The sequence below is a fragment of the Pseudodesulfovibrio mercurii genome (assembly GCF_000189295.2).
Lineage (GTDB): Bacteria > Desulfobacterota > Desulfovibrionia > Desulfovibrionales > Desulfovibrionaceae > Pseudodesulfovibrio > Pseudodesulfovibrio mercurii.
The window spans coordinates 808,241-834,646 of the sequence record NC_016803.1 but is presented as its reverse complement, the minus strand read 5'-3'; the positions used below and the strand labels follow the sequence as shown (position 1 = coordinate 834,646).

The following is a 26,406-nucleotide window of genomic DNA, read 5'->3' as shown; positions in this document are numbered from 1 at the left end:
GACTTAAGCCTCCGCTGTCCGCTTTTCGAGATACTGGACGAACATGGACAGGGTGAAGGTGATGACCAGGTACAGGACGCCGCACACGAACCACAGTTCGTAGGGCATCAGGCTGGTGGTGACCGCCTCGCGGGTGGCCTTGGTCAGCTCGCGGATGGCCATGACGCCGAGCAGCGAGGAGTCCTTGATCAGGCTGATGAACTGGCCCGCCAGGGGCGGCAGGATGCGCTTGAAGGCCTGGGGCAGGATGATCTTGCGCATGGCCGTGACCTTGGTCATGCCCAGCGACCGGGCCGCCTCCATCTGTCCCTTGTGGATGGACTGGATGCCGGCGCGGACGATCTCGGCCACGTAGGCCCCGGCGAAGATGGCCAGGGAGGCCACGCCGAACCACAGCTCCGGGATCTGGAACAGGCCCGCCTTGATCAGCAGGTTGTTCAGGATGGTGCCGAGCACGAAGTACCAGATCATGATCTGGACCAGCAGCGGGGTGCCCCGGATCAGTTCGATGTAGGTGATGGCCGACATCTTCAGGAACGGGTTGCTCGATATCCTCGACAGCCCGGTGAACAGGCCGATGAGGATGCCGAAGAAGATCGAGATGATGCTGACTTCGATGGTGATGAGCGTGCCTTCCAGCAACAGCCCCATCTTGCCCTCTGTGTACGAGCCGATGGTGTCGCCCATGAACACGGTTTCGCCCTGGCTCACGTTCAGGTTGGAGCCCGGAACCGTGTAGTATTCAGAGTCCGTGCCGTCGGAGACGATGACCACCGAGTCCTTGCCCTTCTTGGTGATGGAGGTCACTTCGCCCTCCATCTCGGTGTTCACGTTGATGGTGTCCACATAGTAGAAATATTTGGGGATACGGTTCCAGCGCCAGATGTAGTCGGTCTGCGTGGTGGCCCAGTAGAAGCCCAGGCACACGGCGATGAGCGCGACCACGTATGCCGCGGTCCAGATGGTGTTCCTGTCGAATTCCTTTTTGGGTTCGACCGTCGCGGTTTCATTCATTGTAAGCTCGATGGGATAGGTGCGCGAAAAAAACCGGGGGCCGCTTTGAGCGGCCCCCGGACAATCGTCGGAAGGCTACTGGATGTTGTTGTACCAGTCGTTGGAGCCGAACCACTTGTTGTAGATCCGCTCGTACCGGCCGTCGTTCTTGATCTGGACGATGAAGTTGTTCAGCCAGTTCAGGAAGTCCGGGTCACCCTTGTTGATGGCCCAGCCCAGCGGCTCGTAGGTGAAGGGCTCGTCCAGGAAGACCATGCCCGCGTCCTTGCCGTGCTGGGTGTAGAAGATGGAGGTCATGGGCAGGTCGTAGACGGTGGCGTCGGCCTTGCCGTTCATGGTCTCCAGCATGGCCTGGTCCTCCATCTCGAAGGACTTGTAGGTGGCCTTGGGGAAGAGGCGCTTGGCGGCCTGTTCGCCGGTGGTGCCCAGCTTGGAGGTGATGACCACGCCCGCCTGGTTCAGGTCCTTCCAGGACTTGATCTTGTCGGCGGACTTCTTGGCGATCAGCGCGGTCTGGCCGACGATGATGTAGGGGTTGGCGAAGTTGACCTTCAGGTTGCGCTCCTGGTTGATGGTCATGCCGGAAGCGATGATGTCGTACTTGCCGGAGAGCAGGCCGGGGATGATGCCGTCCCAGGCGGTGTTGACCAGTTCGAGCTTGACGCCCATGGCCTTGGCCATTTCCTTGACCATGTCGACGTCGAAGCCGACGACGTTGCCCTTCTTGTCGGTCATCTCGAAGGGCATGTAGCCGGCCTCGAGGCCCACGCGCAGGGTGCCGCTCTGGACGATCTGCTCCAGGGTGGATTTTTTGGCGAGTTCGATGTCGGCAGCCTGAGCGGACATGGCGGCGCACATCAGCAGGGACAGTACGGCCACAAGAGTAATGATGCGTTTCATCCTTTCCTCCAATGAAACATTAGGTTGGTTGGTATCCACGGCCCTGATCCGTCCGGGTACACGGCATTCGGGCTTGGGTTCCTCTCCGTCGGATTCGTTTTGAACGTTTTTGTTCACAGAACGACAGTATTCCATATCCTCAATGCCTGGAAATTTCAAGGGAGTTCTCCTTTGCCGGTGATTGCCCGGATTCTGTTTAAAACAGAATCTTGTGCGGCCGTTTTGAAAAAAGTCCGAATAAGCATCGTCATTTCGCAGGGAAAAAACCCGTCCGGCTGGCGACCGTTCGGGGGTGCCGAAAAAAGCTGAAAGAAGGTGCCCGTAAAAATTTATTTATCATTTTTCTGTGTTATGGAGAATGGTAGGTATCGAACAGGGACAAAAAGGACCCGAGGCGGGCCATCTACGGAGAAAAGCATGCCCACAACCAAGATATTGGTCGTTGAAGACGACGCCCTGGCGCAATTGGACATCAGACTGGCCCTGGAGAGGGCCGGATACGACGTGATCGGCATGACCGGCAGCGGGGAGGAGGCCCTGGCCCTGGCCGACCGGCTGGCCCCGGACATCGTGCTCATGGACATTTTGCTCGAGGGCGGCATGGACGGGCTCGAGGCCGCGGGCGAGATGCGCACCCGTTTCGACATTCCCGTCATATACCTGACCGTGGTGGTGGACGAGGAGACCCTGCACTGGGCCAAGGTGACCGGCCCCTTCGGTTACCTGGTCAAGCCCGTGGACCACTACGAGCTGCGTTCGGCCATCGAGGTCGGGCTGTACAAGCACCAGATGGAGCGGGAGCTGCGCAAGGCCAAGGCGTCCGCCGAGGCCGCCAGCCGGGCCAAGGCCTCGTTCCTGGCCACGGTCAGCCATGAGCTGCGCACGCCCATGACCGGCGTGCTCGGCATGACCGAGCTGCTGCTCATGTCCGACCTGGGCGATCCCTACCGAGAGAACGTCCGGCTCATCAAGGAGTCCTCCATGGCGCTCCTGTCGGTGCTCAACCAGATCATCGACTACTCCAGGCTCGAGACCAGCTCCCTGACCGCGCGCAAGATGGACTTCCGCCTCGAGGACCTGATCACCGGGGTCCTCTCGCAGCATCGGCGGTCGGCCGAGATCAAGGGGATTCGCCTGGAATACACCATCTCCCCGGACATCCCGGCCTGGGTGCGCGGCGATCCCGCCAAGCTCCGCCAGGTGATCGGGAACCTCGTCGCCAACGCGGTCGGGTTCACCGCCTCGGGCCAGGTCCTGGTGGACGTCTCGCCCGCGCCGGAGGGCGGGGAGGCCGAGACCGACGGCGGCCCGACCGTGCAGATTCTGGTCCGGGACACGGGCGCGGGCATCCCGCGCGATAAGCTGGACGAGATTTTCGAGAGCTTCCGGCAGGGCACGGACCCGTTGCACCACACCACGGGCGGCCTGGGCCTGGGACTGGCCATCGCCAACCGGCTGGCCGAGTTTCTGGGCGGCTCCCTGCGCTGCTCGAGCGAGGAGGGCAGGGGGAGCGTCTTCGTGGTCACCGTGCCCCTGGAGCGCAGCCCCTTCGAGGCGTCCTCTCCGTCCGCCTCGGCCCTGGGCGGGGATTCGCCCCTGGCCGGGGTCAGGGTCCTGGTGGCCGAGGACGACATGGTCAACCGGCGCTACCTGGTCCGCCTGCTGGAGAAGATGGGCTGCGCGGTCGATGCGGCCGAGGACGGCCTCAGGGCCGTGGAGATTCTCCAGGCGGCCCACTTCGACATCGTGCTCATGGACGTGGAGATGCCGGGGCTGGACGGCATCGAGGCCACCCGGCGCATCCGCAACCCGGAGACCGGCTGTCTGGACCCGCAGGTGCCCATCGTGGCCCTGACCGCGCGGGCCATGTGGGGCGACGAGGAGCGCTGCCTCCACGCGGGCATGAACGAATATGTTCCCAAGCCGGTTGACGTTGACACCGTCGCCGCAATCATACAATCAACCCTGAAGAAGGAATGATACCGGCCCTGCCGACCCCTTCCACGGAGCTTGAGCGAGTATGAGCGAATCGAACGGACAGACCCCCCTGATCAGCGGGGGCATCTACAAGGTGTTCCTGATCATCCTCCTGCTGTTTTCCCTGTACCTGGGATTCTCGCTGGTGGAGCCCTTCATGCACACCATGATCTTTTCCACCGTGCTGGCCGTCCTGTTCACGCCGGTGTTCAACTGGGCCCTGAAGCTGTGCAAGGGCCGCCGGACCTGGGCCTCGGCCCTGACCGTGGGCATCATCGTCTTCGCCCTTGTCCTGCCCATGGCCTTCCTGTTCATGGCCCTGATCAGCCAGGGCGTGGAGTCCCTGGTCGCCCTGAACGCCTGGATCGCCCAGGGAACCTACAAGTCCTTCCTCAGCCTGGAGATGCTCGACAAGTACGCGGCCCTGGTCCATGAACAGCTGCCGTTCCTGCGCATTGACGAGGTCCAGATTCAGGCGGGCATCCTCCAGTATTCCAGGGAGTTCGCCCAGAATATGCTGTCCTTCGGCACCTCCCTGGCCCGGGACGGGGCCAAGCTGGTCATGCACTTCCTGCTCATGGTCTTCATCCTCTTCTACTTCATGCGCGACGGCACCAAGATGGTCGCCTACATCAAGCGCCTCTCGCCGCTTAAGCCCAAGCAGGAGGACTACATCATCGACAGCCTGAAGCGGGTGGCCAGGGGCGTGCTCATGGGCTGCCTGCTGGTGGCCGTGCTCCAGGGCTTCGCCGGGGGCGTGGGGCTGGCCGTGGCCGGCATCCCGGCCTTCTTCTGGGGCGGAATGATGGCCCTGTCCTCGCTCATTCCTGTGCTCGGCACCGGCCTGGTCTGGGTGCCCGCCGTGGGCTACCTGTTCCTGTCCGGGCAGTGGAAGATGGCCATATTCCTGGCCCTGTGGTGCGGCATCTTCGTGGTCGGCATCGACACCATCCTGCGGCCCATCTTCATGCGCGAGGCCTCGCGCGTCTCGACCTTCTACATCTTCATCGCCATCCTCGGCGGCATCTATTCCTTCGGCATGCTGGGCATCTTCTACGGCCCGCTGATCCTGAGTTTCGTCATGGTCATGCTCCAGCTCTACCTCGAGGAATACGCCGACGACCTGGACGATCACGAAGAGGCGGCCTGATGATCCCGCGCAACGCTCTTTTCTGTCTGTTTCTGCTCGTCCTGTTCGCGGCCGCCGGGTGCGTGTCCGAACCCCCGGCCCCGCAGCCCGAGCCCGCAACCCCGGCCTACGTGCCCGTGGACCAGGCCGCGGCCATGGGGCTGGCCTCGGCCCTGTCCCTCAAGCCGCAGAACTTGTGCTCCTGGAAGGACCTGCGCCCCGGCATCGAGGACAACCTGCGCTACATCCGCTCCCGGCCCCGGGACGAGGTCTGCGTGCGCCGCCCCGGCCTGCTCCTGACCTGGGGGCAGCTCTACGACTCCGTGAGCGAGCTGGACGGCCTGCTGGACCAGCTGGACGCGGATCCCTCCCTGCTGGCCGAGCGGTTCGCCTGGTTCCGGCTCGCCCCCGGCACCCTGCTGACCGGCTACTACGAACCGTGGCTCAAGGCCTCGCTCACCCCGGACGCGACTTACAAATACCCGCTCTACGGCGTGCCCGGCGACCTCAAGGTGGCGGACCTGGGGGCCTTCCACCCGCGCTGGGCCGGGCAGCGGCTCGTCTACCGCGTGGAGGGCGACGCCATCAAACCGTACTTCGGCCGCTCGGACATCGACGGGCAGGGCGCCCTGGCGGGCAAGGGCGACGAGATCGCCTGGGCCGCGGACCCGGTGGACGTCTTCTTTCTCCAGATCCAGGGCTCGGGCAGGTTGGACCTGGCCGACGGGACCTACAGGCACATCCTCTACGGCGGCAAGAACGGCCGCCAGTACGTGTCCATCGGCCGCATTCTCATCGACGAGGGGTACGTCCCCAAGGAGGAGATGAGCATGCAGCGCATCCGCAAGTTCCTGAACGAGCACCCGGACGTGGCCGAGGACATCCTCTTCCGCAACCCGAGCTACGTCTTTTTCCAGCTGGCGGACGAGGGGCCGTTCGGCTCGATCAACGCCATCCTGACCCCGCGCGTCAGCGTGGCCGTGGACCGGTCCATGATTCCGCTGGGCAGCGTGGTGGCCCTGCGCACCGCGCTCATGGACTATGCCACCGGCGAGGCCGATCCGTTCTTTTCCCTGGTCCTGGCCCAGGACACGGGCGGGGCCATCCAGAATACGCGCATGGACCTCTTCTGCGGCACGGGCGAGGCCGCCGAGACCCTGGCCGGGCACCTCCAGGAGGGGGCCGAGGTCTACATGCTCCTGAGCAGGCGGGTACTGGCCTCCCTGCCGAACAACGTCGAATAGATTTTCCAACCCGGATCACACCACCCAAGGAGGCGGCGGATGCAATACGTAGCCCTGTTCGAAGAGGAGAAGCACGGCGTGTCCGTGACCTTCCCGGATTTCCCGGAATGCACCAGCTTCGGCGAGGACCTGGACGAGGCCGTGGACAACGCCCACGAAGCCCTGGCCATGTACGTGGAAGAGCGTCTTGAGCAGGGGGAAGTCCTCCCGGAACCCTCGAAAAAGAAGGTTTTACTCGTCCAACCCGAGAACCAGGACAGAAAAGCGATCAATATCTCGGTCCAAGGGGATGGAAGCGACTTCGAGGAGTTCGAAATGGTCATGCACGTTCATCTCCTGGCCCGAATCGAGAAGTATTGCCGTCAGTATGGGGTTTCCCCGGCCGATTTTTTGGCGGCGGCGTCGCGTTTGGCGATCAAAAGTGATATTTTCGCCGCCTGACCTCCCTGAATCCACCATTTCGTAGCCTGTTTTGTCCCTGGTCCGCATTGGGGTGAGAATTTAATTCTCCTGTCATTCGTGGGGGCTAGGGGGACTCTTGCAGTGTCCTTTGCCGGTGAATTACAAATTTGGCAAAGGTTATTAATATGTTACAGTTGCACGTTCCCCGGTTTTGTTTTACGTTCTTCTTCCGGGATTTGTATAGACTCCTTATACAATGCAACGGGATACAGCTCATTGGAAGTTGCATTATTGTGAAACGCCTGAGCCGAAGAGCCTGCCGTGACCGCCCTGCCGGTCGTACCGCAGGCTTTTTTGCCCCTGCCGGGCGAGTTTCCGCTGATGCTGCGTTTTTTTGGAATCATTGGATTTTGTCCGGTGTCTGCCATGCGTGCCGCCGATTGTTCGCGGCGGGGCGGGGGACCTTTAACTGCGGAGTGAATCGAGACCATGTGCCGTTTGTTTGCGCTCACAAGCCGTGACCCGGTGTCACCCATGCGCGCCATCGATGCCCTCAACGTCATGAAGGAAGGGCACGACGGCTCCGGCGTGGGACTGTTCCTCAGCGGTCTGGGAGGACCGTGGGAGGAGCTTAAGGAATATCCCATCCTGTCCGGCATCTTTACCGACGCCGGCCTGGCGCGGATGTCCGAATACATGACGAAAAACGGATTTCAGTCCAAGTATTCCGCGACCTTCAAGCCGGACGCCGAACCCCCGGTCGGGACGCCCAGGCGGGGGACATACGCCTCCATCGCCTTCCGCATCCCGGACGAATGGAAGGGTATGACCAAGGCCCAGGTGGACTCCAACCTGGTCCAGATGCGCCTGGACCTCCGCGCCATGGGCGAGGAGAAGGGCGACATCATGGTCTTCTCCTTCTGGCCCGACACCATCATGATCAAGGAAGTGGGCGACCCCCTGGCCATCGCCGGGTACCTCAAGCTCGACCGCGAGGAGCTCTACGCCCGCCACATCCTGGCCCAGGGGCGGCAGAACACCAACTACGCCATCAACCTGTACGCCTGCCATCCCTTCTTCATCGAGGGCATCTCGACCATGACCAATGGCGAGAACACGGCCTTCGTGCCCATCCGCGAATACCTCATGTCGCGCGGGGTGACCGGCTACCAGGGCTACCAGTCCGATTCCGAGGTCTTCACCCACATCGCCCACTACGCCACCAAGCGGCTCGGCCTGGACATCAGCGCCTACAAGCACGTCATCACGCCCATGAACGACGACGAGATGCGCGACCATCCGGACCGGGAGTTCCTGTCCGACCTCAAGCGCGCCTGCCGCAAGCTGATCATCGACGGCCCCAACTGCGTCATCGGCTGTCTGCCCGACGGCGCCATGTTCATGGTGCAGGACCGCAAGAAGCTCCGCCCCGGCGTGGTCGGCGGCAACCCCGAGCTCGGCATCTACGGATTCTCCTCCGAGATCTGCGGGCTCAACGCCGCCATCCCCGAACGTGACCGGACCAAGGATTTTCAACCCATGCATCTCGACACGGCGATCGTCGGACCCGATTGCCGGGAGGTTCTCCAATGCTCGCAGAAAGACCCATTACGCCTTCAACTCTAAGCCGCAAGGACCTGCCCTGGCAGATCAAGTGGGACATCAACACCTGCACCAAGTGCGGGCGCTGCACCTCGGTCTGTCCGGTCAACGCCATTGAACTGGGCGTGTTCCGCAAGCGGGACGTCAAGCCGCCCATGGGCCTCTCGGCCAAGCCGACCACGGAGTTCTCCACCTTCTACGGCATCCGCCAGCGCACGGACCCGGCCTACGCCTGCATCGGCTGCGCCATGTGCAACATGGTCTGTCCGAACAACGCCATCGAGCCGACCCGGCAGTACGACTCCACCACGCTCCAGTTCCAGAACAACCGGGGCGGCCAGCCCCGGACGCGCGGCGGCCGCCGGAACAACTCCGAGTCCCTGCTGGACCAGATCAAGTTCATCCGTATTTCCATGCTGACCGACCCGGCGCTGGACGCGGGCCGCCACGAGTTCGACGTGCGCACGCTGCTCGGCCGGGTGCTCTCGCCCGAGGCCGAGATCAAGTGCCACCGCGAAAACGGCTGGAAGCCGCCGGTCCGGGAGATATATCCCCTGGTCATCGGCGGCATGTCCTTCGGCGCGCTCTCCCCGAACATGTGGGAGGGCTTGCAGATGGGCGTGGCCTACCTGAACGAGGAAATGAACATGCCGGTGCGCATCTGCACGGGCGAGGGCGGCTGTCCGCCGCGCCTGCTGCGCTCCCGCTTCCTCAAGTACGTCATCCTCCAGATCGCCTCGGGCTACTTCGGCTGGGACGAGATCATCCACGCCCTTCCCGAGATGAAGGAGGACCCCTGCGCCATCGAGATCAAGTACGGCCAGGGCGCCAAGCCCGGCGACGGCGGCCTGCTCATGTGGTACAAGGTCAACAAGCTCATCGCGGCCATCCGCGGCGTGCCGTCCGGCGTGTCCCTGCCCAGCCCGCCCACCCATCAGACAAAGTACTCCATCGAGGAGGCCGTGGCCAAGATGATCCAGTCCATGTCCATGGCCTGGGGCTTCCGCGTGCCGGTCTACCCGAAGATTTCCGCCTCCTCCACCTCGCTGGCCGTGCTCAACAACCTGGTCCGCAACCCCTATGCGGCGGGTCTGGCCATCGACGGCGAGGACGGCGGCACGGGCGCGGCCTACAACGTGTCCATGAACCACATGGGCCATCCCATCGCCTCCAACCTGCGCGATTGCTACAAGGCCCTCTGCGTGGCCGGGGCCCAGAACGAGATTCCGCTCATTGCGGGCGGCGGCATCGGCAAGCACGGCAACCTGGCCGCCAACGCCGCGGCCCTGATCATGCTCGGGGCCTCCATGGTCCAGATCGGCAAGTACGTCATGCAGGCGGGCGCGGGCTGCCTCGGCTCCGAAAAGGACCGCTGCAACGTCTGCAACATCGGCGTCTGCCCCAAGGGCATCACTTCCCAGGACCCGAGGATCTACCGTCGTCTCGACCCCGAAAAGGTGGCCGAGCGGGTGGTGGACTTCTTCCTGAGCTTCGACATCGAACTGCGCAAGGTCATTGCGCCGCTCGGCCGGTCCACGTCCCTGCCCGTCGGCATGTCCGACGCGCTCGGCATCTCGGACAAGGACGCGGCGGAACGCCTGGACATCAAGTACGTCATCTAATCGAAGCTTCAGGACATATCGGAGTACACAATGGCAAAGAAAATACAGCGCATAGACGGGCATGAGAACGGTGTCCGCCTGGAATCCCGCATCCTGGAGGAACGCATCCAGAACGCGGTCCGGCAGGGGGCGCGCCGACTGGAGATCGACGCCTGGGGCCAGCACGGTATCGGCGGCAGGCTCTGGCTTTCCAAGGACGAGCCCATCTCCGTGACCATCACCGGCTCGCCGGGCCAGCGCATCGGCGCCAAGGGGTTCCCGGGCACGACCATCCAGGTCATGGGCCCGGCCTCGGACGACGTGGCCTGGCTCAACGCGGGCGCGGAGGTCATCGTCAACGGCAACGCCTCCAACGGCGTGTGCAACGCCATGGCCCAGGGCAAGGTCTTCATCGCGGGCAACATCGGTTCGCGCGGCATGACCATGACCAAGACCAACCCCCGTTTCGACCCGCCCGAGCTGTGGGTCCTGGGCTCGGTGGGCGACTACTTCGCCGAGTTCATGGCCGGCGGCACGGCGGTGGTCTGCGGCCATGAGGCCCAGAACCCCGGGAACGTGCTCGGCTACCGCCCCTGCGTGGGCATGGTCGGCGGCCGCATCTTCGTGCGCGGCCCCATCGACGGCTTTTCCCAGGCCGATGCGCTCATGGAGCCCATCGACGACGAGACCTGGGGCTGGCTGACCGAGAACCTCGAAGAGTTCCTCAAGAAAATCAAACGCTCGCGCCTGCTCAAACGGCTCACCCGGCGCGAGGAGTGGCAGCTCATCCGGGCCAAGACCCCCTTCGAGAAGAAGGGCAGGGTGCGCCGCGCCATGCACGACTTCCGGATCAATTCCTGGGATGCGGAGCTGGGCCGGGGCGGCCTCATTGGCGACCTGACCGACCTGGACCGTTCGCCCATTCCGCTCATCGTACACGGCGACCTGCGCCGCAAGGTGCCCGTGTGGGAAAACCGCAAGTACATGGCCCCGTGCCAGGCCAGCTGTCCCACGGGCATGCCCGTGCAGAAGCGCTGGCAGCTCGTCCGCGACGGGCTGGTGGACGAGGCCGTGGACCTGGCCCTCGCCTACACGCCGTTCCCGGCCACGGTCTGCGGCTACCTCTGCCCGAACCTGTGCATGCAGGGCTGCACCCGCTCCACCCAGCAGAACATGGCCGCCGTGGACATCACCAAGCTCGGCCGCGAGGGCCACAAGTCCAAGGCCCCCAAGCTGCCGCCCCTGTCCGGCAAGCGCGTGGCCGTCATCGGCGGCGGGCCCGCCGGCATCTCCGTGGCCTGGCAGATCCGCATGAAGGGGCATGAGGCCGTGGTCTACGACATGGCCGAGACCCTGGGCGGCAAGATCGCCTCGGCCATCCCCAACTCCCGCGTGCCCAAGGAAGTGGTCGAGGCCGAGGTCGCGCGCGCGGCCGAGGTCCTGCCCCACGTCCACCTGCAACAGGAACTCAAGCGCAACGAATTCGACGAGCTGCGTGACGACTACGACTACGTGGTCATCGCCACGGGCGCCCAGAAGCCGCGTATCATCCCGGTGCCCGGCCACGAGCGCATCTACCCGGCCCTGACCTTCCTCAAGGACGCCAAGAAGGGTACGGCCAAGATCGGCAAGCGCATCGTCATCATCGGCGCGGGCAACGTGGGCTGCGACGTGGCCACCGTGGCCGCCGGTCTCGGTGCCGAGGACATCACCCTCATCGACATCCAGGAACCCGCCTCCTTCGGCAAGGAACGCAAGGACGCCGAGGCCGCCGGGGCGCGCTTCAAGTGGCCCTGCTTCACCAAGGAGGTCAACGCCAACGGCGTACTGCTCCAAAGCGGCGAGCTGCTTCCCGCGGATACCGTGCTTATGTCCATCGGCGACGCCCCGGACATCGGGTTCCTGCCCGCCGACATCGCCCTGAATCGCGGCTACATCGTGGTCAACGACGACTACCAGACCACGGACTCCAAGGTCTTCGCCATCGGCGACGTGGTCCGTCCCGGCCTGCTGACCCACGCCATCGGCCACGGCCGCCGGGCCGCAGAGGTCATCGACGACCTGCTCAACAACCGGCGCCCCCAGTCCGACACCCGCGAGATGATCGACTACACCCGCATGACGCTCGAATACTTCGACCCGCGCGTCATCGAGTTCAGCGACGCCAACCAGTGCGGCGCGGAATGCTCCAGCTGCGGCTCCTGCCGCGACTGCTACATCTGCGACACCCTCTGCCCCCAGAACGCCATCAAGCGTAATGAACTGCCCGACGGCGGCTTCGAGCGCGTGGTGGACCCCGACAAGTGCATCGCCTGCGGCTTCTGCGCCGACGCCTGCCCCTGCGGCATCTGGGACATGAAAAATCCGGCCCCCATGGAATAACCGGGCCATCATCGACACCCAAAGGGCGGCCGCAAAGCGGCCGCCCTTTTTTTGTCGCCTCCGGCGGCCGGGGGAAGGGGAAGAGGGAACCCTTTGTAAAGGGCTTCCCTCTTCCCCTTCCCCCGGACCCCCATCCCCTTCACCCTCCTAAACTTTTTATCGCCGCTTCGCGGGGTAGGGGCGCAAAAAAAGACTCCCGACCAATTGCAAGTCAGAAGCCTTCCTCTACTTCATCCCCCGGAGCGATTCGGGTGCGCGGCACCCGACAGCGGCTTTCCCCCCGCGCTCTCGAAAGCCGCTAAGGGTATTGCCCGCGGTTTCGTTCTTGTTTGAGGCCGTGCTGGGTGAGGGCGTCGTAATCGCGCTGGTCCTGCTTCATCTGCTCCATGATCTTGCGGGCCTTGACCTTGACCGTGCCCTTGAAGTTGTAGCAGTCGCCGGGCGGGAGGTTTTGCAGGGTGTCGCTGATCTTGTAGGCCGCCTTGGTGGAGATGTCGCCGTGGATGCGCTCGTGGATCTCGAGCTGGCGGGAGAGCTTCATCCACCACTTGCGGGTCTCGAAGTCCACGCTGTGCTTGAGCTTGGGATAGAGGTAGGTCAGGTGGAGATGGACGACCACGTTCCTGATCCGGCACTTGTCGCCCACCTGTTCGATGTCGTAGGTGGTCCGGATGTCCGTGCGGGTGTTGGCTGAATACTTCTTGGACCCCTCGTTGGCCGGGGAATCGCGCCGTATGCTCAGGACGATGGCCGCGGGCTTGATTCCCTCCACCTCGTAGTATTCGGTGGACACCGTGCGCACCACGTCGGCCGTGGCCGGGGAGGCCAGGCAGAGGAGGAGGGCGAGGGCGGCTATCAGTCGTTTCGTCATTCGGGCAATCCGCAGGCCGGTTCCAGGGACGTCGTGTCTTCGAACTGCATCTGGTACAGCCGGTCGTAGAGCGGGCAGGTGGTCAGCAGGTCCTCATGTCGGCCCTGGGCCACGATGCGTCCGTTCTCCATGACCACGATAACATCGGCGGTCAGAATGGTCGAGAGGCGGTGGGCGATGACGATGGACGTGCGGTTGCGCATGAGGTTTTCCAGGGCGTTCTGGACCACCCGCTCGGATTCGGTGTCCAGCGCGCTGGTGGCCTCGTCCAGGATGAGCAGGGCCGGGTCCTTCATGATCGCCCGGGCGATGGTCAGGCGCTGTTTCTGGCCGCCCGAAATCTTGACTCCGCCTTCGCCGACCACGGTCTCGTAGCCGTTCGGCATCTCGCTGATGAACTCGTGGGCGTAGGCCGCCGTGGCGGCGCGCTGCACGTCGCTCATATCGTAGTCGTCATGGGCGTAGGCGATGTTCTGGGCGATGGACACGTTGAACAGGAAGGTGTCCTGGGAGACCAGGCCCAGGTGTGTGCGCAGGCTCGCCAGGGTGTAGTCCTCGAGCGGGACGCCGTTGATCTCCACGCCCCCCTCCTGGGCCTGGTAGAAGCGGGGGATCAGGTTGACCAGGGTGGTCTTGCCCGAGCCGCTGGGGCCGACGATGGCCACGCGCTGTCCGGCCTTGATGGTCAGGTCCACCCCGTTCACGGCCGGGGCCGGGCAACCGGGGTAGGTGAAGCGGACGCCCCGGAATTCGAGGCTGCGCAGGTTGCCGTCGAACACGGCCTTGCCTTCCTCCTCCACCTGGATGGAGGGGGAATCGAGGATGTCGAAGACGCGTTCCGCACCCGCAAGGCCGCCCTGGATCTCGTTGTTGGCGGTGTTCAGTTTCTTGATCGGTTCATAGAGCTGGACCACGCACAGGGAAAAGGCCATCAGGTCGCCGGGGGTCATGTCGCCGTTGATGACGCGCATGCCGCCGAACCACAGGACCGAGGCGCCGGCCAGGGCGCCGACGATGTCCATGGCCCGCGAAGACCCCTCGTTGTAGAGTATCTTGCGCACCAGCAGTCGTGTCAGGCTACCGTTTTCCTTGACGAATTTTATGTCTTCCCGGACTTCGTTGGCAAAGGCCTTGATGACCTTGATGCCGGAGAAGCATTCCTCCAGGACCACGTTGACCCCGGACAGTTCGGCCTGGGTCTTGCGCCCGTATTTGCGGATCTTCTTGCCGAAGTAGATGAACGGGTAGATGGCGGCGGGCATGACCAGCAGCGCCCACAGGGACAGGTAGGGGTCGAGGTAGATGGTCGTGGCGATGAGGGCGACCAGGGTGAATACCTGCCGGACGAACATGAGCACGCTGGGCAGGCTGGTGCGGATGGCGGTCACGTCGGCGATGATCCGGCTCATGAGCATGCCGATTTCGCTCTCGGCGAAGTAGGGCATGGGCAGCCGGATGATCTTTTTGAACAGTTCGTTTCGGATGTCGCGCAGGACCAGCATGCCGGTGGCCTGCATGGTGTACGCCTGGCCGATCATGAGCAGCCCCCTGAGCAGCCACAGGCCGAGGAAGGCGATGATGCACAGTTTGAGCATGTTCAGGTTTCTGGCGATGAGCACGTCGTCCATGACGTACTTCCCGATCCAGGCCAGGGCGGGGGAGATGGGGCTCAGGAGGACCATGGAGACCACGGCCAGGGCGACGCGTCCCTTGTACGCGCCGAAGTAGCCGATGGAGCGCTTGAGAAGATAGCGGTTGGTAAAATGGTGCAGCGTGGGTTTCTGAGCCAAAAAAAACTCCCGGCAACCCGCATGGGGATTGAGGTTCGTGATGCCCTCCTCAAATAAGGTGTTGGGAGCCCGGAGTAAAGGGTAATATTGGCGCGTGCGTGGGAGCGGAAGGGCGGACGGGGCTTCCGGGCCGGTTCGGGCGGCTGACCGCCGCCTCGGGAAAGGGTTCCCATGCGGCAAACGGGAACCCTTTCCCCGCAGCCGGGGAGGGGATGGAGGAGACCCCCTAGCTGCTCTGCGGACAGTAGCGGTTCCAGCCCATGAGGCTGGCCGCTCCGGCTATGGTCGTGCCGTAGAACAGCACGGGTTTGCCGGTGAGAAAGAGATCGATGGACGCGTTGGCCAGGGTCGTGCCCGTGACCAGGAGCATGTCCGCCCAGTCGATGGCGTCCTGGGTGGCCTCGCCGCCCTCCACGAGCACGCCGCGCTTGACCTGGCCGATGTTGTCCGGGTCCAGGTCCACCAGCCGGACCTCGGTGCCGCTGCTCACGGCCTGGGCCAGGGTGGGCTGGAAGCCGATGATGGTCACGCGGCCCTTGCCGTAATAGTCGTCGATGTACTGGAACACCCCCCGGGCGCATTCGGCCGGGCCCGTGTCGCGGCAGTGGACCGTGTTCCGGGTCATCCCCAGGGAGCGGCAGATCGCGTTCATGGTCGAGACGAACACGGCCCGGTGATAGTTGTCGTCCAGCGAGAGCGCGGCGATCTGGCGCAGGGTGCCGGTGTAGTTGCCGTACTGGTCGGTGAAGGCCTGGCCGCGCGCGCCGTGGAAATTGGCCTCCATGAGCTTTTCCTTGCCCTTCTGGATGGGGAAGTCGTTGCCCTCGGGCGTGCCGATGGCCTCCTTGACGGTCAGGGGCGCGGCGGTCACGGTGATGTTCTCGTCGAGAATGCCCTCCTTGGTCCAGAGTTCCAGGGCTCGTTGGCGCACGATTTCAAGAACGGATTTCATTTCGTCTCCTAGACGGCGGACAGTTTCTTCAGGGCGGCGAAGATGGTCAGCGAGAACATCCCGATGATCACCGCCAGGACCATGGCCCGGTCGAATTCGCCGCTGAAGACCGCGTTGTAGATTTCAAGTGACAGGGTGTTGGTCTTGCCGATGATGTTGCCGCCGAGCATGAGCGTCACCCCGACCTCGCCCAGGGAGCGTCCGAGGGCCAGGAACCAGCCCGCGGTCACGTTGCGCCTGATGTTGGGCAGAAGGACCAGCCAGAAGGTCTGCCAGTCGCTTTTGCCCAGCACCTGGGCGATCTCGCCCAGGCGGCGGACGTCGCCCTTGAGGGCCGCCTCCACCGGCTTGACCATGAGCGGCAGGCCGGACACGAAGGAGGCCAGGACCACGCCGGGGAAGTTGAAGACGATGTCCACCGGCGAGTACCGCCCGAGCCACCCGGCCCTGCCCAGGAGCAGGAGCAGGATGAACCCGGTGGCGATGGGCGGAAAGACCAGGGGCAGGGTGACCAGGAAGTCCACCACGGACCGGAGCGGTCCCTTGCCCGAGGTCAGGTAGTAGGCGATGAGCACGCCGCCGACCAGGTGCAGGGCACCGGATACGGCCAGCGCCTTCAAGGTGAGCCGGAGAGGGTTGATGGTCTCCGGCTGGGCCAGGATGCCGACGAAGTCCATGTTGTTACAGGCCGTTCGCCCTGACGATGGCCTGGGCCTCGTCCGTCTTGACGAAGTCGAGGAACGCCTTGGCCTTGTCCTCGTTCGGGGCGCTGGTCAGTATGGCCGCGATGATGCTGATGGGCGAGTAGTCCTTTTCGTCCACGAGCACGTAGCCGCCCAGCTTGTCCTTGACGTTCAGGGCATGGGTCAGGTTGATGAAGCCCATGTCCACCTCGTTGGTGGCCAGGTAGGAGAAGACCTGGGGCACGGTGGCCACTTCCACAAGACGGGGCTTGATGCCCGGCAGCCTGCCGGTGTTGGTCAGAAATTCGCGGGCCGCCTTGCCGTAGATGGCCTTGCTCGTGTCGGGCATGGCGATGCGTCCGGCCTCGGGGTTGTCCAGATCCGCGACCTTGGAGAACTTGGACCCCTTGGCAAAGGCCAGGACCAGCTTGCCCCGTCCCAGTTCGGTCTGTTCGGACACGGGCAGGGCCGCGCGCTTGAGCAGGAACTGGGCGTCGCCCAGGACGATGTCCACCTTGCCGCTCTCCTTGGCCAGGGTGGTCACCCGGCCCATGTTGCCGTAGATCAGGTCCAGGGTCTGGCCGGTCTTTTTCTCATAGGCGGCGTTCAGGGCGTTGACCATTTTCTTATAGCCCGCCCCGGAGGCCAGGACCACGTTGCCGTCGGCCCAGGCGCTCGCGGGCAGGGCCAGGAGCAGGGTAAGCATCAGGGTACAGACTCGAATGAAATGCATGGGGGCGTCTCCTTGTTTCTCCGCGCCTCGGCGCGGCGGGGTGTGCGGTTTCCGAACGGGTTGTGTCCCGTCACCAAATCCCCTATGTTCTGTGCTGTTATGTCGCAACCAAGTCACGCGAATGGATAAAAGCGTGATAATCCGGCAGGTGGGCCGTTCATGCAAGAGATCAAGCCTTCGGGCAGGGTGTGTCCGCGCGAGTTTTTCAGCGTTTCGGACCAGGTCAGCTACCTTGAACCGTCGCAGATGTGCGCCTTCGAGGAAGCCTTCAGAAAATGGAAGGATGGGGCCAGGCGCATGGACAGCGTCCGGGCCAGGACGCGGCTGTGGCTGCTGTTCCAGCTTGTCCGCCATACGGGCGCGCGCCTGGGCGAGATTCTCTCCCTGGACGACACCGAGGCCTTCCACGCCGACGGCCCGTTCGTCAGCCTGGGCCGGGAGGACCGCGTTCGCGAGGTCCCGCTGCCCGAGGAGTTCTACGCCGAGCTGGCCGCCTTCCAGGAGAGCCCCATGGGGTACGGCCTGCGCGGGGAACTCTTCCGGGTGGACCCCGGCTATTTCCGGCGCATCTGCTACGAGCGCGGCAAGGAGTGCGGCCTGGCCAAGGACCTGGTCTGCCCCAAGTCCCTGCGCAACACGAGGGCCGTGGAGATGCTCCGCAGCGGCGTGCCCATCACCATCGTCAAGGAGGTCCTGGGCCAGTCCTCCCTGGACCTGACCGCCAACTTCCAGCAGTTCTCCCCGGGCGACGTGCAGACCATCGTGCGCACGGCCCACGAGGCCATGCGCAAGCGCACCTCGGCCCGAAACTCCTTCCTGGGCCACGTGGTCGAGGTGACCACGGACCAGGTCATGGCCCAGGTGGTCCTTCGGACCCGTTCCGACCTGAATATCTGCGCGGTCATCACCATGGACTCCCTGCGCAACCTCAAGATCATGGTGGGCAGCCCGGTCATCGCCACGGTCAAGGCCCCGCTGGTCAACGTCCTGCACCGGGCGGGACACCTGACCGGCAGCGCCCGCAACCGCCTGGAGGCCTCCATCCTTCGGGTCACCGACACCCCGGTCCTGTCCGAGGTCCTGGGCCGCCTCCCGGACGGCACCGACGTCTGCGCCCTGATCTCGGCTCACAGCGCCCAGGACCTGGCCCTGCAACCCGGCGACGAGGTCGAGTTCTGGTTCAAGGCCATGTCCGTGGTCCTGAACACCGTGCAATTGTAGCGGACCCCGCATCCTCCCGAACGTCCGTCCGGCCCGCGGTTTAACGCCGCGGGCCGGTCTTTTTTTCACCGGCCCGGACAACGGCGATTCCGGCGGGTCTCCCCGGCGCGCGGGCGGGCCTCGTTTCCGTCTTGACAGCGTAACCGGCCGGGACTAATGCATTGCTCCTTTTCAACCTGCCTTATTGAGCCTCCAGACACGGCCCGATCCTGGAATCGGACTGACCGGACCTGCCTGCGCCCAACGGCAAAATGCCATTTGGGACATCTATGTTATCCAATTATTTCAGCGTGAATCTCGTTCCAGCCCTGTGGACAACCCTCCGCCGTGGCTACTCCCTGAACAAACTGGCCCGGGACCTGGGCGCGGGCGTCACGGTGGGCATCGTGGCCCTGCCGCTGGCCATGGCCTTCGCCATCGCCTCGGGCGCGACCCCGGAGCAGGGGCTGTTCACCTCCATGGTGGCGGGCTTCATCATTTCGGCCTTCGGCGGCTCGCGCTTCCAGATCGGCGGCCCCACCGGGGCGTTCGTGGTCATCGTGGCCAGCGTCATCGCCCGGCACGGCTACGAGGGGCTGGTGGTGACCATGATCCTGGCGGGCATCCTGCTGGTGCTCATGGGCGTCTTCAACTTCGGGCAGTTCCTGCGGTTCATCCCCTATCCGGTCATCACCGGGTTCACCACCGGCATCGCGCTGCTCATCGTCACCACCCAGCTCAAGGACTTCTTCGGCCTCGGGCTGACCGCCGTGCCGTCCGACTTCCTGGGCCGGATCACCGCCTGCGCCGAGGCCCTGCCGACCTTCACCGGCGCGGCCGTGGCCATCAGCCTGGGCACGCTGGCGGTCATGATCCTGGTGCGGAGGTTCATCCCCCGGCTGCCCGCGCACATCGTGGGCATCTCCCTGGCCACGGCGGCCACCTGGGCGCTGAACCTGCCCATCGAGACCATCGGCTCCCATTTCGGGGGCATCCCCGCCGAGCTGCCCCATCTGCAGTATCCCGCGTTCAGCCTGGCGACCGTCCGCACCCTGCTGCCGGAATCCCTGACCATCGCCCTGCTGGCGGGCATCGAATCCCTGCTCAGCGCGGTGGTGGCGGACGGCATGACCGGCAAGCGGCACAACCCCTCCATGGAGCTGGTGGCCCAGGGCTTCGCCAACATCGCCTCGGCGCTGTTCGGCGGCATCCCGGCCACCGGGGCCATCGCCCGCACGGCCACGAACATCCGCGCCGGGGCCTATTCTCCGGTCTCGGGCATCATTCACGTGTTCACCCTGGTGGCCTTCCTGATGTTCTGCTCCAAGCTGCTGTACCACATCCCCCTGGCGAGCCTGGCGGCCATCCTGACCTTCGTGGCCTGGGACATGAGCGAACTGCACCGCTTCAAGCGGCTGTTGCGCGCGCCCAAGGCCGATTCCCTGGTTCTGCTGATCACCTTCTCGCTGACGGTCTTCGTCGATCTGACGGTGGCGGTCCAGGTCGGCGTGGTCCTCGCCGCGCTGCTGTTCATGAAGCGCATGAGCGAGGTGGGCAGTGTCTGCGAGCTCCCGGTGGAGGAGGAGGGGGGCGCGCTCCCGGCCCCGGACTATCACGGCCGCATCGCCAGCTACGAGGTGGAAGGCCCGTTCTTCTTCGGCATGGCCCAGCGGTTCATCGACACCATGCAGTTCACCCGGACTCCGCCCGAGGTGCTGATCATCAAGCTGAGCCGCGTCCAGCATATCGACGCCACGGCCATCGAGGCCCTGGAAAACGTCATCCGCAAGGCCCAGCGGCTGGGCTCGACAGTGGTCCTGGCGGACATCACCGAGGGCGTGCACCGCGTTCTGTGCACCATGGGCATCAAGGCTCTCGTCGGCCAGGAGAACGTCTGCGCGGACTACCCGTCGGCGGTCTTCCGGGCCAAGTGTCTCATCGGGGAACGGATGTGCGTCGAACCGGTCCCGGCGTCCGGACCGGCCCGCCGCGCGCCCCGGCTGACCCTTACCCGCCCGTAACCCTCGCGGGGCTTCGACCCGGGAGCCGTCCGGGAAGTTCATGGCCGTGCCGCTGTTCGCAGCGGCACGGCCGACTTCGTTCGCGGGAAAGGTTCCCCCTGTCGCCATGTCCGACTCGCAGCCGCCTCGGTTCATTCATCCTCATGCGGGCCGCGCGCCCTCTTCCCCTCATTCCGGACGGTGTCACGATTCGTTGTCGAAACCCGATGTGTTCGGATGATCGTAAAGTTTTCTTAAGAAGTGTAAAGTCAATCGACACAACCGTGTCGTATGAGAATTGTAATATGTTGATATTATGAATTATAATTTTCGGTACGATGTTTGCTTATACGCTTTATGTTGATAAACCTATTACCAGGAGTCCGTCGTGAAGAACGCATATAAGGTTACGACACTGTTATCGGCATTGGCCCTGTGCCTGTTTCTCGTGACGCCTTCCTACGCCATTGTTCTCGATTTTGAAGGCTTGGGCAATCTGGACTACATCAACGAGTTCTACAACGGCGGAACCAGCTCCATGGGGTACTCCGGAACGAACTACGGAGTTTCCTTCAGCTCCAACGCCCGGTCGATCATCGATTCCGATGCCGGGGGCACCGGCAATTTCGGCAATGAACCCAGCCCGTCCACCATTCTCTTCTTCCTGGATGGGGATGCGGCCATCATGAGCCTGTCGTCCGGCTTCGATACGGGTTTCTCCTTCTATTATTCCTCGATCGACTACCTCGGCAGCGTGGACGTGTGGAGCGGTCTCGACGGCGACGGTGACCTGCTCGCCTCCGTGCAACTCCCCACCACCCCGCAGGATGGTGGCGATCCCAACGGATACTACAGCCCCTTCGTGGCCTTCGGCATCGCTTTCGAGGGCATCGCCCATTCGGTCAGCTTCGGCGGCGTGGTCAACCGGATCGGTTTTGACGACGTCACCTTCGGTTCCGTCACTCCCGGTCCCGCCACGGTCCCCGAGCCCGGCACCTTCATCCTGATGGGCCTCGGCCTGGCCGCCTTCCTGGGCATCGCCCGCAGGCGCCGCAACGCCTAACCGTTTTACTGTGAATCGCACCAAGGGGCCCCGATCCGTCGGGGCCCTTTTTTTATCTTCGGGGAGGGCCCCCCTCATCGCCTTTCCGAGGCTGTTCGCGCGGCCGCCGTCACCGGCGTCGCGGGGCGGGAGAGGTCGGGCGTCGGCCTGACCGGGCGCCTGAAACGGACATCCCCCGGTCTCCATGCGGAGGCCGGGGGATGTCCGGGTGTCGCATCCGGGGCGGGTTGCCCCCGCGCGGTCAGGTCAATGGTGCAGAATCTGGCTCAGGAAGGTCCGGGTGCGATCAAAGCGCGGGTTGGAGAAGAACTCCTCCGGCGTGTTCTGTTCCACGATCTCGCCGCCGTCCATGAAAATGATGCGGTCGGCCACGGTGCGGGCGAAGCCCATTTCGTGGGTGACGCAGACCATGGTCATGTTCTCCTCGGCCAGGCTGATCATGACGTCGAGGACCTCCTTGATCATCTCCGGGTCCAGGGCGGAGGTGGGCTCGTCGAAGAGCAGGACGTTCGGGCTCATGCACAGGGCGCGGGCGATGGCCACGCGCTGCTGCTGGCCGCCGGAGAGCTGGCCGGGATATTTGCCGGACTGCTCCGCGATGTGCACCCGCTCCAGGTAGTACATGGCGGTCTTTTCCGCTTCCCTGCGCGGCATCTTGCGCACCCAGACCGGGGCCAGGGTCAGGTTCTCCAGCACGGTCATGTGCGGGAACAGGTTGAAATTCTGGAAGACCATGCCCACCTCGCGGCGGATCTTCTCCAGCCCCTTGAGGTTGCCGGTCAGTTCGGTGCCGTCCACGACGATGGTCCCTTCCTGGTGCCGCTCCAGGCGGTTCATGCAGCGGATCAGGGTGGACTTGCCGGACCCTGACGGGCCGCAGATGACGATCCGTTCGCCCCGGCGCACTTCGAGATTGATATCCTTGAGGACGTGGAAGTCGCCGTACCATTTGTTCAGGCCCTTCACGTCGATGATGATTTCGTTGGCAGTCATTGGGAGCCCTTATCGGTTGGTTTGGGGGCCGCGCTTTTCAAGGCTGCGGCCGTATCGGCTCATGCCGAAGCAGATGCACCAGTAGACCACGGCGCAGAAGACGTACCCCTCGACCTCGTGGCCGAGCCAGTGCTGGTCCTGGGACGCGGCCTTGGCCATGCCGAGGAAGTCCAGCAGACCCACGATGATGACCAGCGAGGTGTCCTTGAACAGGGCGATGCAGCGCCCGATCAGGGCCGGGAGCACGTAGCGCAGGGCCTGGGGCAGGACCACGAACAGGGTGATCATCCACGGGGACAGCCCGAGGGCCTTGGCCGCGTCGAGCTGGCCGCCCGGCACGGCCTGCAGGCCGCCGCGCACCACCTCGGCGATGTAGGCGGATGAGAACAGGATGATGCCCACCTGGACCCGCAGCAGGTTGTTGATCTGGAGATTGACGGGCAGGAACAGGGGCATCATCACCGAGGCCATGAACAGGATGGTGATGAGCGGCACGCCTCGGATCAGTTCGATGAGGCCGACGCAGACCGAGCTGACGCCGACCATCCGGGACTGCCGCCCCAGGGCCAGGAGGATGCCGAAGGGCACGGAAAGGATGATGCCCACGGCGGCCAGTCCCAGGGAGAGCATCAGCCCGCCCCACATGGACTGGTCCACTTCGGTCAGGCCCGCGCCGCCGCCGATGAGCCACAGGGCCGCGACGAATAGCACTGGCCAGGCGACGGTCAGCACGCGTTTTTTGCACCGGCCGCTGACCGTGGCCGCGACCACCCCGGCGAACAGGATGCCCGCGACCAGGGGGCGCCATTCCAGGTCCTGCGGATAGGTGCCGATGAGCATGACCCGGGCCTTGTCGGCGATGAACGCCCAGCAGGCCCCCGAGCCGTCGCAGACCTGCGGTCCGCCGGTCCACACGGCGCGGATGAACGCCCAGTCGATCAGGGGCGGGACGGTCTTGACCAGGAGCAGCACGGCCAGGATGGTCAGCACCGAGTTGAACCAGCCGGAAAAGAGATTGGTCCGCAGCCAGAGGATCACGCCCGTGGCCGCCACGGGCGGCGGGGAGGAGGGCGCGGGGACGAATTTTTCGACTTTCGTGCTCATCGTTCCACCAGCTGCACCTTGGCGTTGAACCAGTTCATGACCAGGGACACGGCCAGGTTGATGGTCAGGTAGACCGCCATCCACATGCCGATGATCTCGATGGCCTGGTCGTTCTGGCCGATGATGGTCCCGCCGATGGAGACCATGTCCGGGTAGCCGATGGCCACGGCCAGGGAGCTGTTCTTGACCAGGCTGGTGTAGTCGTTGGTCGTGGCCGGGATGCAGACGCGCAGGGTCTGGGGCAGGATGACCTTGCGCATGATCACGCCGGGCTTCAGGCCCAGGGCCTTGGCCGCCTCCAACTGCCCCTTGTCCACGGACTGGATGCCGCTGCGCACGTTCTCGCCGATGAAGGCGGCGGTGTACAGGACCAGGCCGATGAGCAGGGCCGTGAATTCGGGGCGCAGGATCATGCCCCCCTTGAAATTGAACCCCTTGAGCACCGGCACGTCGAAGGCCAGCGGTCGGCCCGCGAGGTAGTATGCGGCCAGGGGCAGGCCGAGGACCAGGCCGAGGGAAATCCATCCGGCGCGCGGGGCGTTGCCCGTCTCGTCGCGCATCCGCTTGGCCGCGCGCACCAGGAAGATCGAGGCCGCCACGGCCGCGACCAGGGCGAGCAGGACCCAGCCCATGCCGTCCTGGAGGATCGGGCGCGGGACGAACACGCCCCGGTTGTTGATGAAGATGTCGCCGAACGGCGTCAGGCTCTTGCGCGGGGACGGCAGGAAGGCCAGCAGGGTGGAGTAGCAGAAGAACAGGGTCAGCAGCAGCGGAATGTTCCTCAGCACCTCCACGTAGACCGCGGCAAGTTTGGCTACCAGCCAGTTGGTGGAGACTCGGGCCACGCCGACCAGAACGCCGAGGATGGTGGCCAGCACGATGGACAGGGCGGACACGAACAGGGTGTTCACGATGCCGACGAGGAAGGCCCGCCCGTAGGTATCGGCCGGGGTGTAGGGCAGGAGGCTGTCGTTGATGGGCAACCCGCCCTCCACGGACAGGAAGCGGAAGCCCGAGGCGATGTTGCGCGCCTCCAGGTTGGCCTGGGTGTTGTGGAAGAGTTGCAGGGCCACGTAGAGGATGGCCCCGATCAGCAGAACCTGGGTCAGGAGCGCGGGCAACTGTTCTCTCAGCTTGGAATTATGCAAGACGTCGTCATCCTTTGGGGTGAACGCAGGGCCGCGCCGCACCGGCCGGTGGTCCCGGCGGGTGCGGCGCGCGTTGTTTCCGGTTGCGGCGGACCGCTAGCGGATGGGCATGGCGTAGATCAGGCCGCCCTTGGTCCACAGGTTGTTGTGGCCCCTGGGGATCTTCAGCGCGCTCTTGGGGCCGAAGTTGCGGTCGTACATCTCGCCGTAGTTGCCCACGGCCTGGATGGCCCGGACCAGCCAGTCGTTGTCGAGGTCGATCAGGGCGCCGACGTCGCCGGTGGCCCCGAGCATGCGCTGGACCACAGGATCGGTGGACTTGGCCTTCATCTCCAGGACGTTGGCCTGGGTGATGCCCTTTTCCTCGGCCTCGATGAGCCCGAAGAGAACCCAGGTGACGAGGTCCTTCCACTGCTGGTCGCCGTGGCGGACGAAGGGAGACAGGGGTTCCTTGGAGAAGACTTCGGGGAGGATGATGTGCTCGTCCGGGTTGGTGGTCCCGGCGCGCAGGGAGGCCAGCTGGCTGACGTCGGTGGTGAAGGCGTCCGCGCGGCCCGCGACGTAGGCGTTGAAGGCCTCCTTCTTGGATTCGAAGACCACGGTCTCCAGCTTGATGTTGTTGGCGCGGGCGAAGTCGGCCACATTCAGCTCGGAGGTGGTGCCGGAGACCACGGCCACGGAGGCACCGTCAAGCTCGGTGGCCTTGGTCACGCCCAGGCCCTTTTTGACCATCAGGCCCTGGCCGTCGTAAAACAGGACCACGGTGAAGTCCACGCCCTGCTTGCAGTCGCGCTTCATGGTCCAGGTGGTGCCTCGGGACAGGTCCACCTGCCCGGAGGAGACGGCCACGATCTTCTGCTTGGAGGCCAGGGGCACGTACTTGATGGCGTCAGGGTTCTTGAGCACGGCGGCGGCCACTGCCTTGCCCATGTCCACATCGAAACCGGCCCATTTGCCGTTGGAATCGGGGGCGGAGAAGCCCGCGACGCCTTCACTGACGCCGAGGACGAGCTCCCCGTTTTGCTGAACTTTTTCCAGGGTGCCGGCCAGGGCGCTCCCGGCCATGGCAAGCAGGGCGATGACCATAAAAATCTTGCTGAGCGTTTTCATTCCTCTCTCTCCTCAGGTTGGATGTTGCCGTTGAAATCCGGCAGGGCAATGTGCATGAATTGTTACGACTGTGTTACAAACATGTGACGAGGCGGTCAATGCCCATTTGCAAGAACGGCGGGGTCTCTTGGCGCCCGCCGGACAGCGGATCCGGCGGGAACAGGCCGGGTCGGCGGCGGTTTTTCGGGCAAAGCACGGGGGGGATTCGAGGGACGGACCGTTTTTTCAGACCGGAATGGGCGGCCTGTAGGTCATTCCGGCAATCCGGCTTTTTTTTATGAAATGGAGGACGGGTCGAAGCGGGTCGAGTGAAAAGCGAACAGGCCGGAATACCGGCCTGACTCGCTGTACTCCATGGTACCCGGGGCGGGATTTGAACCCGCACGTCCCGAAGGACAAGGGATTTTAAGTCCCTGGTGTCTACCAGTTCCACCACCCGGGCTTGAGGGTCTGTCTCAGTATCGTGCAATCCGGCGGGGAGTCAATGGTTTTGGCCGGTTGGGCCGGG

General features: G+C 64.2%; 22 protein-coding genes and 1 tRNA gene. 10 read left to right on the top strand and 13 right to left on the bottom strand.

All coding sequences use genetic code 11. The annotated features are described in order from the left end of the window. Positions 1–3: 3 nt before the first annotated feature. Positions 4–1,014: an amino acid ABC transporter permease gene (locus DND132_RS03965; protein ID WP_014321417.1), complete on the bottom strand. Its 1,011-nt coding sequence runs from the start codon at positions 1,012–1,014 to the stop codon at positions 4–6. A 75-nt stretch (positions 1,015–1,089) separates the two neighbouring features. Further along, positions 1,090–1,914 (bottom strand): transporter substrate-binding domain-containing protein, encoded by an 825-nt coding sequence (locus DND132_RS03960; RefSeq protein WP_014321416.1) that lies wholly within the window; start codon positions 1,912–1,914, stop codon positions 1,090–1,092. 417 nt (positions 1,915–2,331) lie between these two features. Between DND132_RS03960 and DND132_RS03955 the strand changes: the two genes are divergently transcribed. Genes DND132_RS03955 through DND132_RS03940 form a run of 4 tightly spaced genes read left to right on the top strand, consistent with a single transcriptional unit; the run spans position 2,332 to position 6,705 of the window. Beyond that, a complete protein-coding gene (locus tag DND132_RS03955; protein ID WP_014321415.1) occupies positions 2,332–3,894 on the top strand; it encodes a hybrid sensor histidine kinase/response regulator in 1,563 nt (520 codons plus the stop codon). A gap of 40 nt (positions 3,895–3,934) precedes the next feature. Next, positions 3,935–5,041, top strand: a complete 1,107-nt coding sequence (locus tag DND132_RS03950; RefSeq protein ID WP_014321414.1) for an AI-2E family transporter — start codon at positions 3,935–3,937, stop codon at positions 5,039–5,041. Beyond that, positions 5,041–6,264 (top strand): murein transglycosylase A, encoded by a 1,224-nt coding sequence (mltA, locus tag DND132_RS03945; protein ID WP_014321413.1) that lies wholly within the window; start codon positions 5,041–5,043, stop codon positions 6,262–6,264. Before DND132_RS03950 ends, mltA begins: the two co-directional genes overlap by 1 nt. A 39-nt stretch (positions 6,265–6,303) precedes the next feature. Next, on the top strand, positions 6,304–6,705 hold the full coding sequence (locus DND132_RS03940) for a type II toxin-antitoxin system HicB family antitoxin (protein WP_014321412.1): 402 nt from the start codon (positions 6,304–6,306) through the stop codon (positions 6,703–6,705). 149 nt (positions 6,706–6,854) lie between these two features. Here the strand turns inward: DND132_RS03940 and DND132_RS18150 are convergent, their stop codons facing one another. Beyond that, positions 6,855–7,094 (bottom strand): 3-isopropylmalate dehydratase small subunit, encoded by a 240-nt coding sequence (locus DND132_RS18150; RefSeq protein ID WP_148266936.1) that lies wholly within the window; start codon positions 7,092–7,094, stop codon positions 6,855–6,857. A gap of 61 nt (positions 7,095–7,155) precedes the next feature. Here DND132_RS18150 and DND132_RS03935 point away from each other — a divergent pair, with 61 nt between their 5' ends. From DND132_RS03935 to DND132_RS03925, 3 genes are read left to right on the top strand one after another with little or no spacing between them, the layout of a single operon-like run. Beyond that, the gene (locus tag DND132_RS03935) at positions 7,156–8,292 is read left to right on the top strand and encodes a class II glutamine amidotransferase domain-containing protein (RefSeq protein ID WP_014321411.1); all 1,137 of its coding nucleotides are present in this window, start codon (positions 7,156–7,158) and stop codon (positions 8,290–8,292) included. Further along, positions 8,256–9,890 (top strand): glutamate synthase-related protein, encoded by a 1,635-nt coding sequence (locus DND132_RS03930; protein ID WP_014321410.1) that lies wholly within the window; start codon positions 8,256–8,258, stop codon positions 9,888–9,890. Before DND132_RS03935 ends, DND132_RS03930 begins: the two co-directional genes overlap by 37 nt. A gap of 30 nt (positions 9,891–9,920) precedes the next feature. Continuing rightward, a complete protein-coding gene (locus DND132_RS03925) occupies positions 9,921–12,251 on the top strand; it encodes an FAD-dependent oxidoreductase (protein WP_014321409.1) in 2,331 nt (776 codons plus the stop codon). Positions 12,252–12,549: 298 nt separating this feature from the next. Here DND132_RS03925 and DND132_RS03920 read toward each other — a convergent pair whose 3' ends face one another. From DND132_RS03920 to modA, 5 genes are all read right to left on the bottom strand, one after another. Continuing rightward, complete coding sequence (locus DND132_RS03920) at positions 12,550–13,122, bottom strand: DUF922 domain-containing Zn-dependent protease (RefSeq protein ID WP_014321408.1); 573 nt, start codon at positions 13,120–13,122, stop codon at positions 12,550–12,552. Continuing rightward, positions 13,119–14,912 (bottom strand): ABC transporter ATP-binding protein, encoded by a 1,794-nt coding sequence (locus tag DND132_RS03915; RefSeq protein WP_014321407.1) that lies wholly within the window; start codon positions 14,910–14,912, stop codon positions 13,119–13,121. Before DND132_RS03915 ends, DND132_RS03920 begins: the two co-directional genes overlap by 4 nt. A 226-nt stretch (positions 14,913–15,138) precedes the next feature. Further along, positions 15,139–15,864, bottom strand: coding sequence for a Rossmann-like domain-containing protein (locus DND132_RS03910; RefSeq protein WP_014321406.1), 726 nt, complete (start codon positions 15,862–15,864; stop codon positions 15,139–15,141). An 8-nt stretch (positions 15,865–15,872) separates the two neighbouring features. Next, positions 15,873–16,541 (bottom strand): molybdate ABC transporter permease subunit, encoded by a 669-nt coding sequence (locus tag DND132_RS03905; RefSeq protein ID WP_014321405.1) that lies wholly within the window; start codon positions 16,539–16,541, stop codon positions 15,873–15,875. 4 nt (positions 16,542–16,545) lie between these two features. Next, positions 16,546–17,280 carry a molybdate ABC transporter substrate-binding protein gene (modA, locus tag DND132_RS03900; protein ID WP_014321404.1) on the bottom strand — a complete coding sequence of 245 codons (735 nt, stop codon included), beginning with the start codon at positions 17,278–17,280 and terminating at the stop codon, positions 16,546–16,548. Positions 17,281–17,439: 159 nt separating this feature from the next. On the opposite strand from modA, the gene DND132_RS03895 reads away from it, so the two are divergent. The 3 genes from DND132_RS03895 to DND132_RS03885 all read left to right on the top strand — a co-directional run bounded on the left by DND132_RS03895 (position 17,440) and on the right by DND132_RS03885 (position 21,543). Next, a complete protein-coding gene (locus DND132_RS03895; protein WP_014321403.1) occupies positions 17,440–18,501 on the top strand; it encodes a TOBE domain-containing protein in 1,062 nt (353 codons plus the stop codon). A 269-nt stretch (positions 18,502–18,770) separates the two neighbouring features. After that, positions 18,771–20,501 (top strand): SulP family inorganic anion transporter, encoded by a 1,731-nt coding sequence (locus DND132_RS03890; protein ID WP_014321402.1) that lies wholly within the window; start codon positions 18,771–18,773, stop codon positions 20,499–20,501. Between the two features lie 367 nt (positions 20,502–20,868). Further along, the gene (locus DND132_RS03885) at positions 20,869–21,543 is read left to right on the top strand and encodes a PEP-CTERM sorting domain-containing protein (protein ID WP_014321401.1); all 675 of its coding nucleotides are present in this window, start codon (positions 20,869–20,871) and stop codon (positions 21,541–21,543) included. A 246-nt stretch (positions 21,544–21,789) separates the two neighbouring features. On the opposite strand, the gene DND132_RS03880 is transcribed toward DND132_RS03885, so the two are convergent. The 5 genes from DND132_RS03880 to DND132_RS03860 all read right to left on the bottom strand — a co-directional run bounded on the left by DND132_RS03880 (position 21,790) and on the right by DND132_RS03860 (position 26,340). Further along, positions 21,790–22,536, bottom strand: coding sequence for an amino acid ABC transporter ATP-binding protein (locus tag DND132_RS03880; RefSeq protein ID WP_014321400.1), 747 nt, complete (start codon positions 22,534–22,536; stop codon positions 21,790–21,792). 9 nt (positions 22,537–22,545) lie between these two features. Further along, complete coding sequence (locus tag DND132_RS03875) at positions 22,546–23,640, bottom strand: amino acid ABC transporter permease (protein WP_014321399.1); 1,095 nt, start codon at positions 23,638–23,640, stop codon at positions 22,546–22,548. Further along, positions 23,637–24,788 carry an amino acid ABC transporter permease gene (locus DND132_RS03870; protein WP_014321398.1) on the bottom strand — a complete coding sequence of 384 codons (1,152 nt, stop codon included), beginning with the start codon at positions 24,786–24,788 and terminating at the stop codon, positions 23,637–23,639. Before DND132_RS03870 ends, DND132_RS03875 begins: the two co-directional genes overlap by 4 nt. 96 nt (positions 24,789–24,884) lie before the next feature. Continuing rightward, positions 24,885–25,898 (bottom strand): amino acid ABC transporter substrate-binding protein, encoded by a 1,014-nt coding sequence (locus DND132_RS03865; RefSeq protein ID WP_014321397.1) that lies wholly within the window; start codon positions 25,896–25,898, stop codon positions 24,885–24,887. A gap of 355 nt (positions 25,899–26,253) precedes the next feature. After that, positions 26,254–26,340: transfer RNA gene (locus DND132_RS03860), tRNA-Leu, on the bottom strand. Positions 26,341–26,406 lie beyond the last annotated feature (66 nt).

Bases quoted from the DNA above. Each gene is read 5' to 3' on its own strand.
- DND132_RS03930 (WP_014321410.1), top strand. From the start codon at position 8,256: ATGCTCGCAGAAAGACCCATTACGCCTTCAACTCTAAGCCGCAAGGAC.
- DND132_RS03960 (WP_014321416.1), bottom strand. From the start codon at position 1,914: ATGAAACGCATCATTACTCTTGTGGCCGTACTGTCCCTGCTGATGTGC.
- modA (WP_014321404.1), bottom strand. From the start codon at position 17,280: ATGCATTTCATTCGAGTCTGTACCCTGATGCTTACCCTGCTCCTGGCC.
- DND132_RS03880 (WP_014321400.1), bottom strand. From the start codon at position 22,536: ATGACTGCCAACGAAATCATCATCGACGTGAAGGGCCTGAACAAATGG.
- DND132_RS03950 (WP_014321414.1), top strand. From the start codon at position 3,935: ATGAGCGAATCGAACGGACAGACCCCCCTGATCAGCGGGGGCATCTAC.
- DND132_RS03935 (WP_014321411.1), top strand. From the start codon at position 7,156: ATGTGCCGTTTGTTTGCGCTCACAAGCCGTGACCCGGTGTCACCCATG.
- DND132_RS03925 (WP_014321409.1), top strand. From the start codon at position 9,921: ATGGCAAAGAAAATACAGCGCATAGACGGGCATGAGAACGGTGTCCGC.
- DND132_RS18150 (WP_148266936.1), bottom strand. From the start codon at position 7,094: ATGGCAGACACCGGACAAAATCCAATGATTCCAAAAAAACGCAGCATC.
- DND132_RS03920 (WP_014321408.1), bottom strand. From the start codon at position 13,122: ATGACGAAACGACTGATAGCCGCCCTCGCCCTCCTCCTCTGCCTGGCC.
- DND132_RS03895 (WP_014321403.1), top strand. From the start codon at position 17,440: ATGCAAGAGATCAAGCCTTCGGGCAGGGTGTGTCCGCGCGAGTTTTTC.
- DND132_RS03890 (WP_014321402.1), top strand. From the start codon at position 18,771: ATGTTATCCAATTATTTCAGCGTGAATCTCGTTCCAGCCCTGTGGACA.
- DND132_RS03955 (WP_014321415.1), top strand. From the start codon at position 2,332: ATGCCCACAACCAAGATATTGGTCGTTGAAGACGACGCCCTGGCGCAA.
- DND132_RS03875 (WP_014321399.1), bottom strand. From the start codon at position 23,640: ATGAGCACGAAAGTCGAAAAATTCGTCCCCGCGCCCTCCTCCCCGCCG.
- DND132_RS03865 (WP_014321397.1), bottom strand. From the start codon at position 25,898: ATGAAAACGCTCAGCAAGATTTTTATGGTCATCGCCCTGCTTGCCATG.
- DND132_RS03965 (WP_014321417.1), bottom strand. From the start codon at position 1,014: ATGAATGAAACCGCGACGGTCGAACCCAAAAAGGAATTCGACAGGAAC.
- DND132_RS03905 (WP_014321405.1), bottom strand. From the start codon at position 16,541: ATGGACTTCGTCGGCATCCTGGCCCAGCCGGAGACCATCAACCCTCTC.
- mltA (WP_014321413.1), top strand. From the start codon at position 5,041: ATGATCCCGCGCAACGCTCTTTTCTGTCTGTTTCTGCTCGTCCTGTTC.
- DND132_RS03910 (WP_014321406.1), bottom strand. From the start codon at position 15,864: ATGAAATCCGTTCTTGAAATCGTGCGCCAACGAGCCCTGGAACTCTGG.
- DND132_RS03940 (WP_014321412.1), top strand. From the start codon at position 6,304: ATGCAATACGTAGCCCTGTTCGAAGAGGAGAAGCACGGCGTGTCCGTG.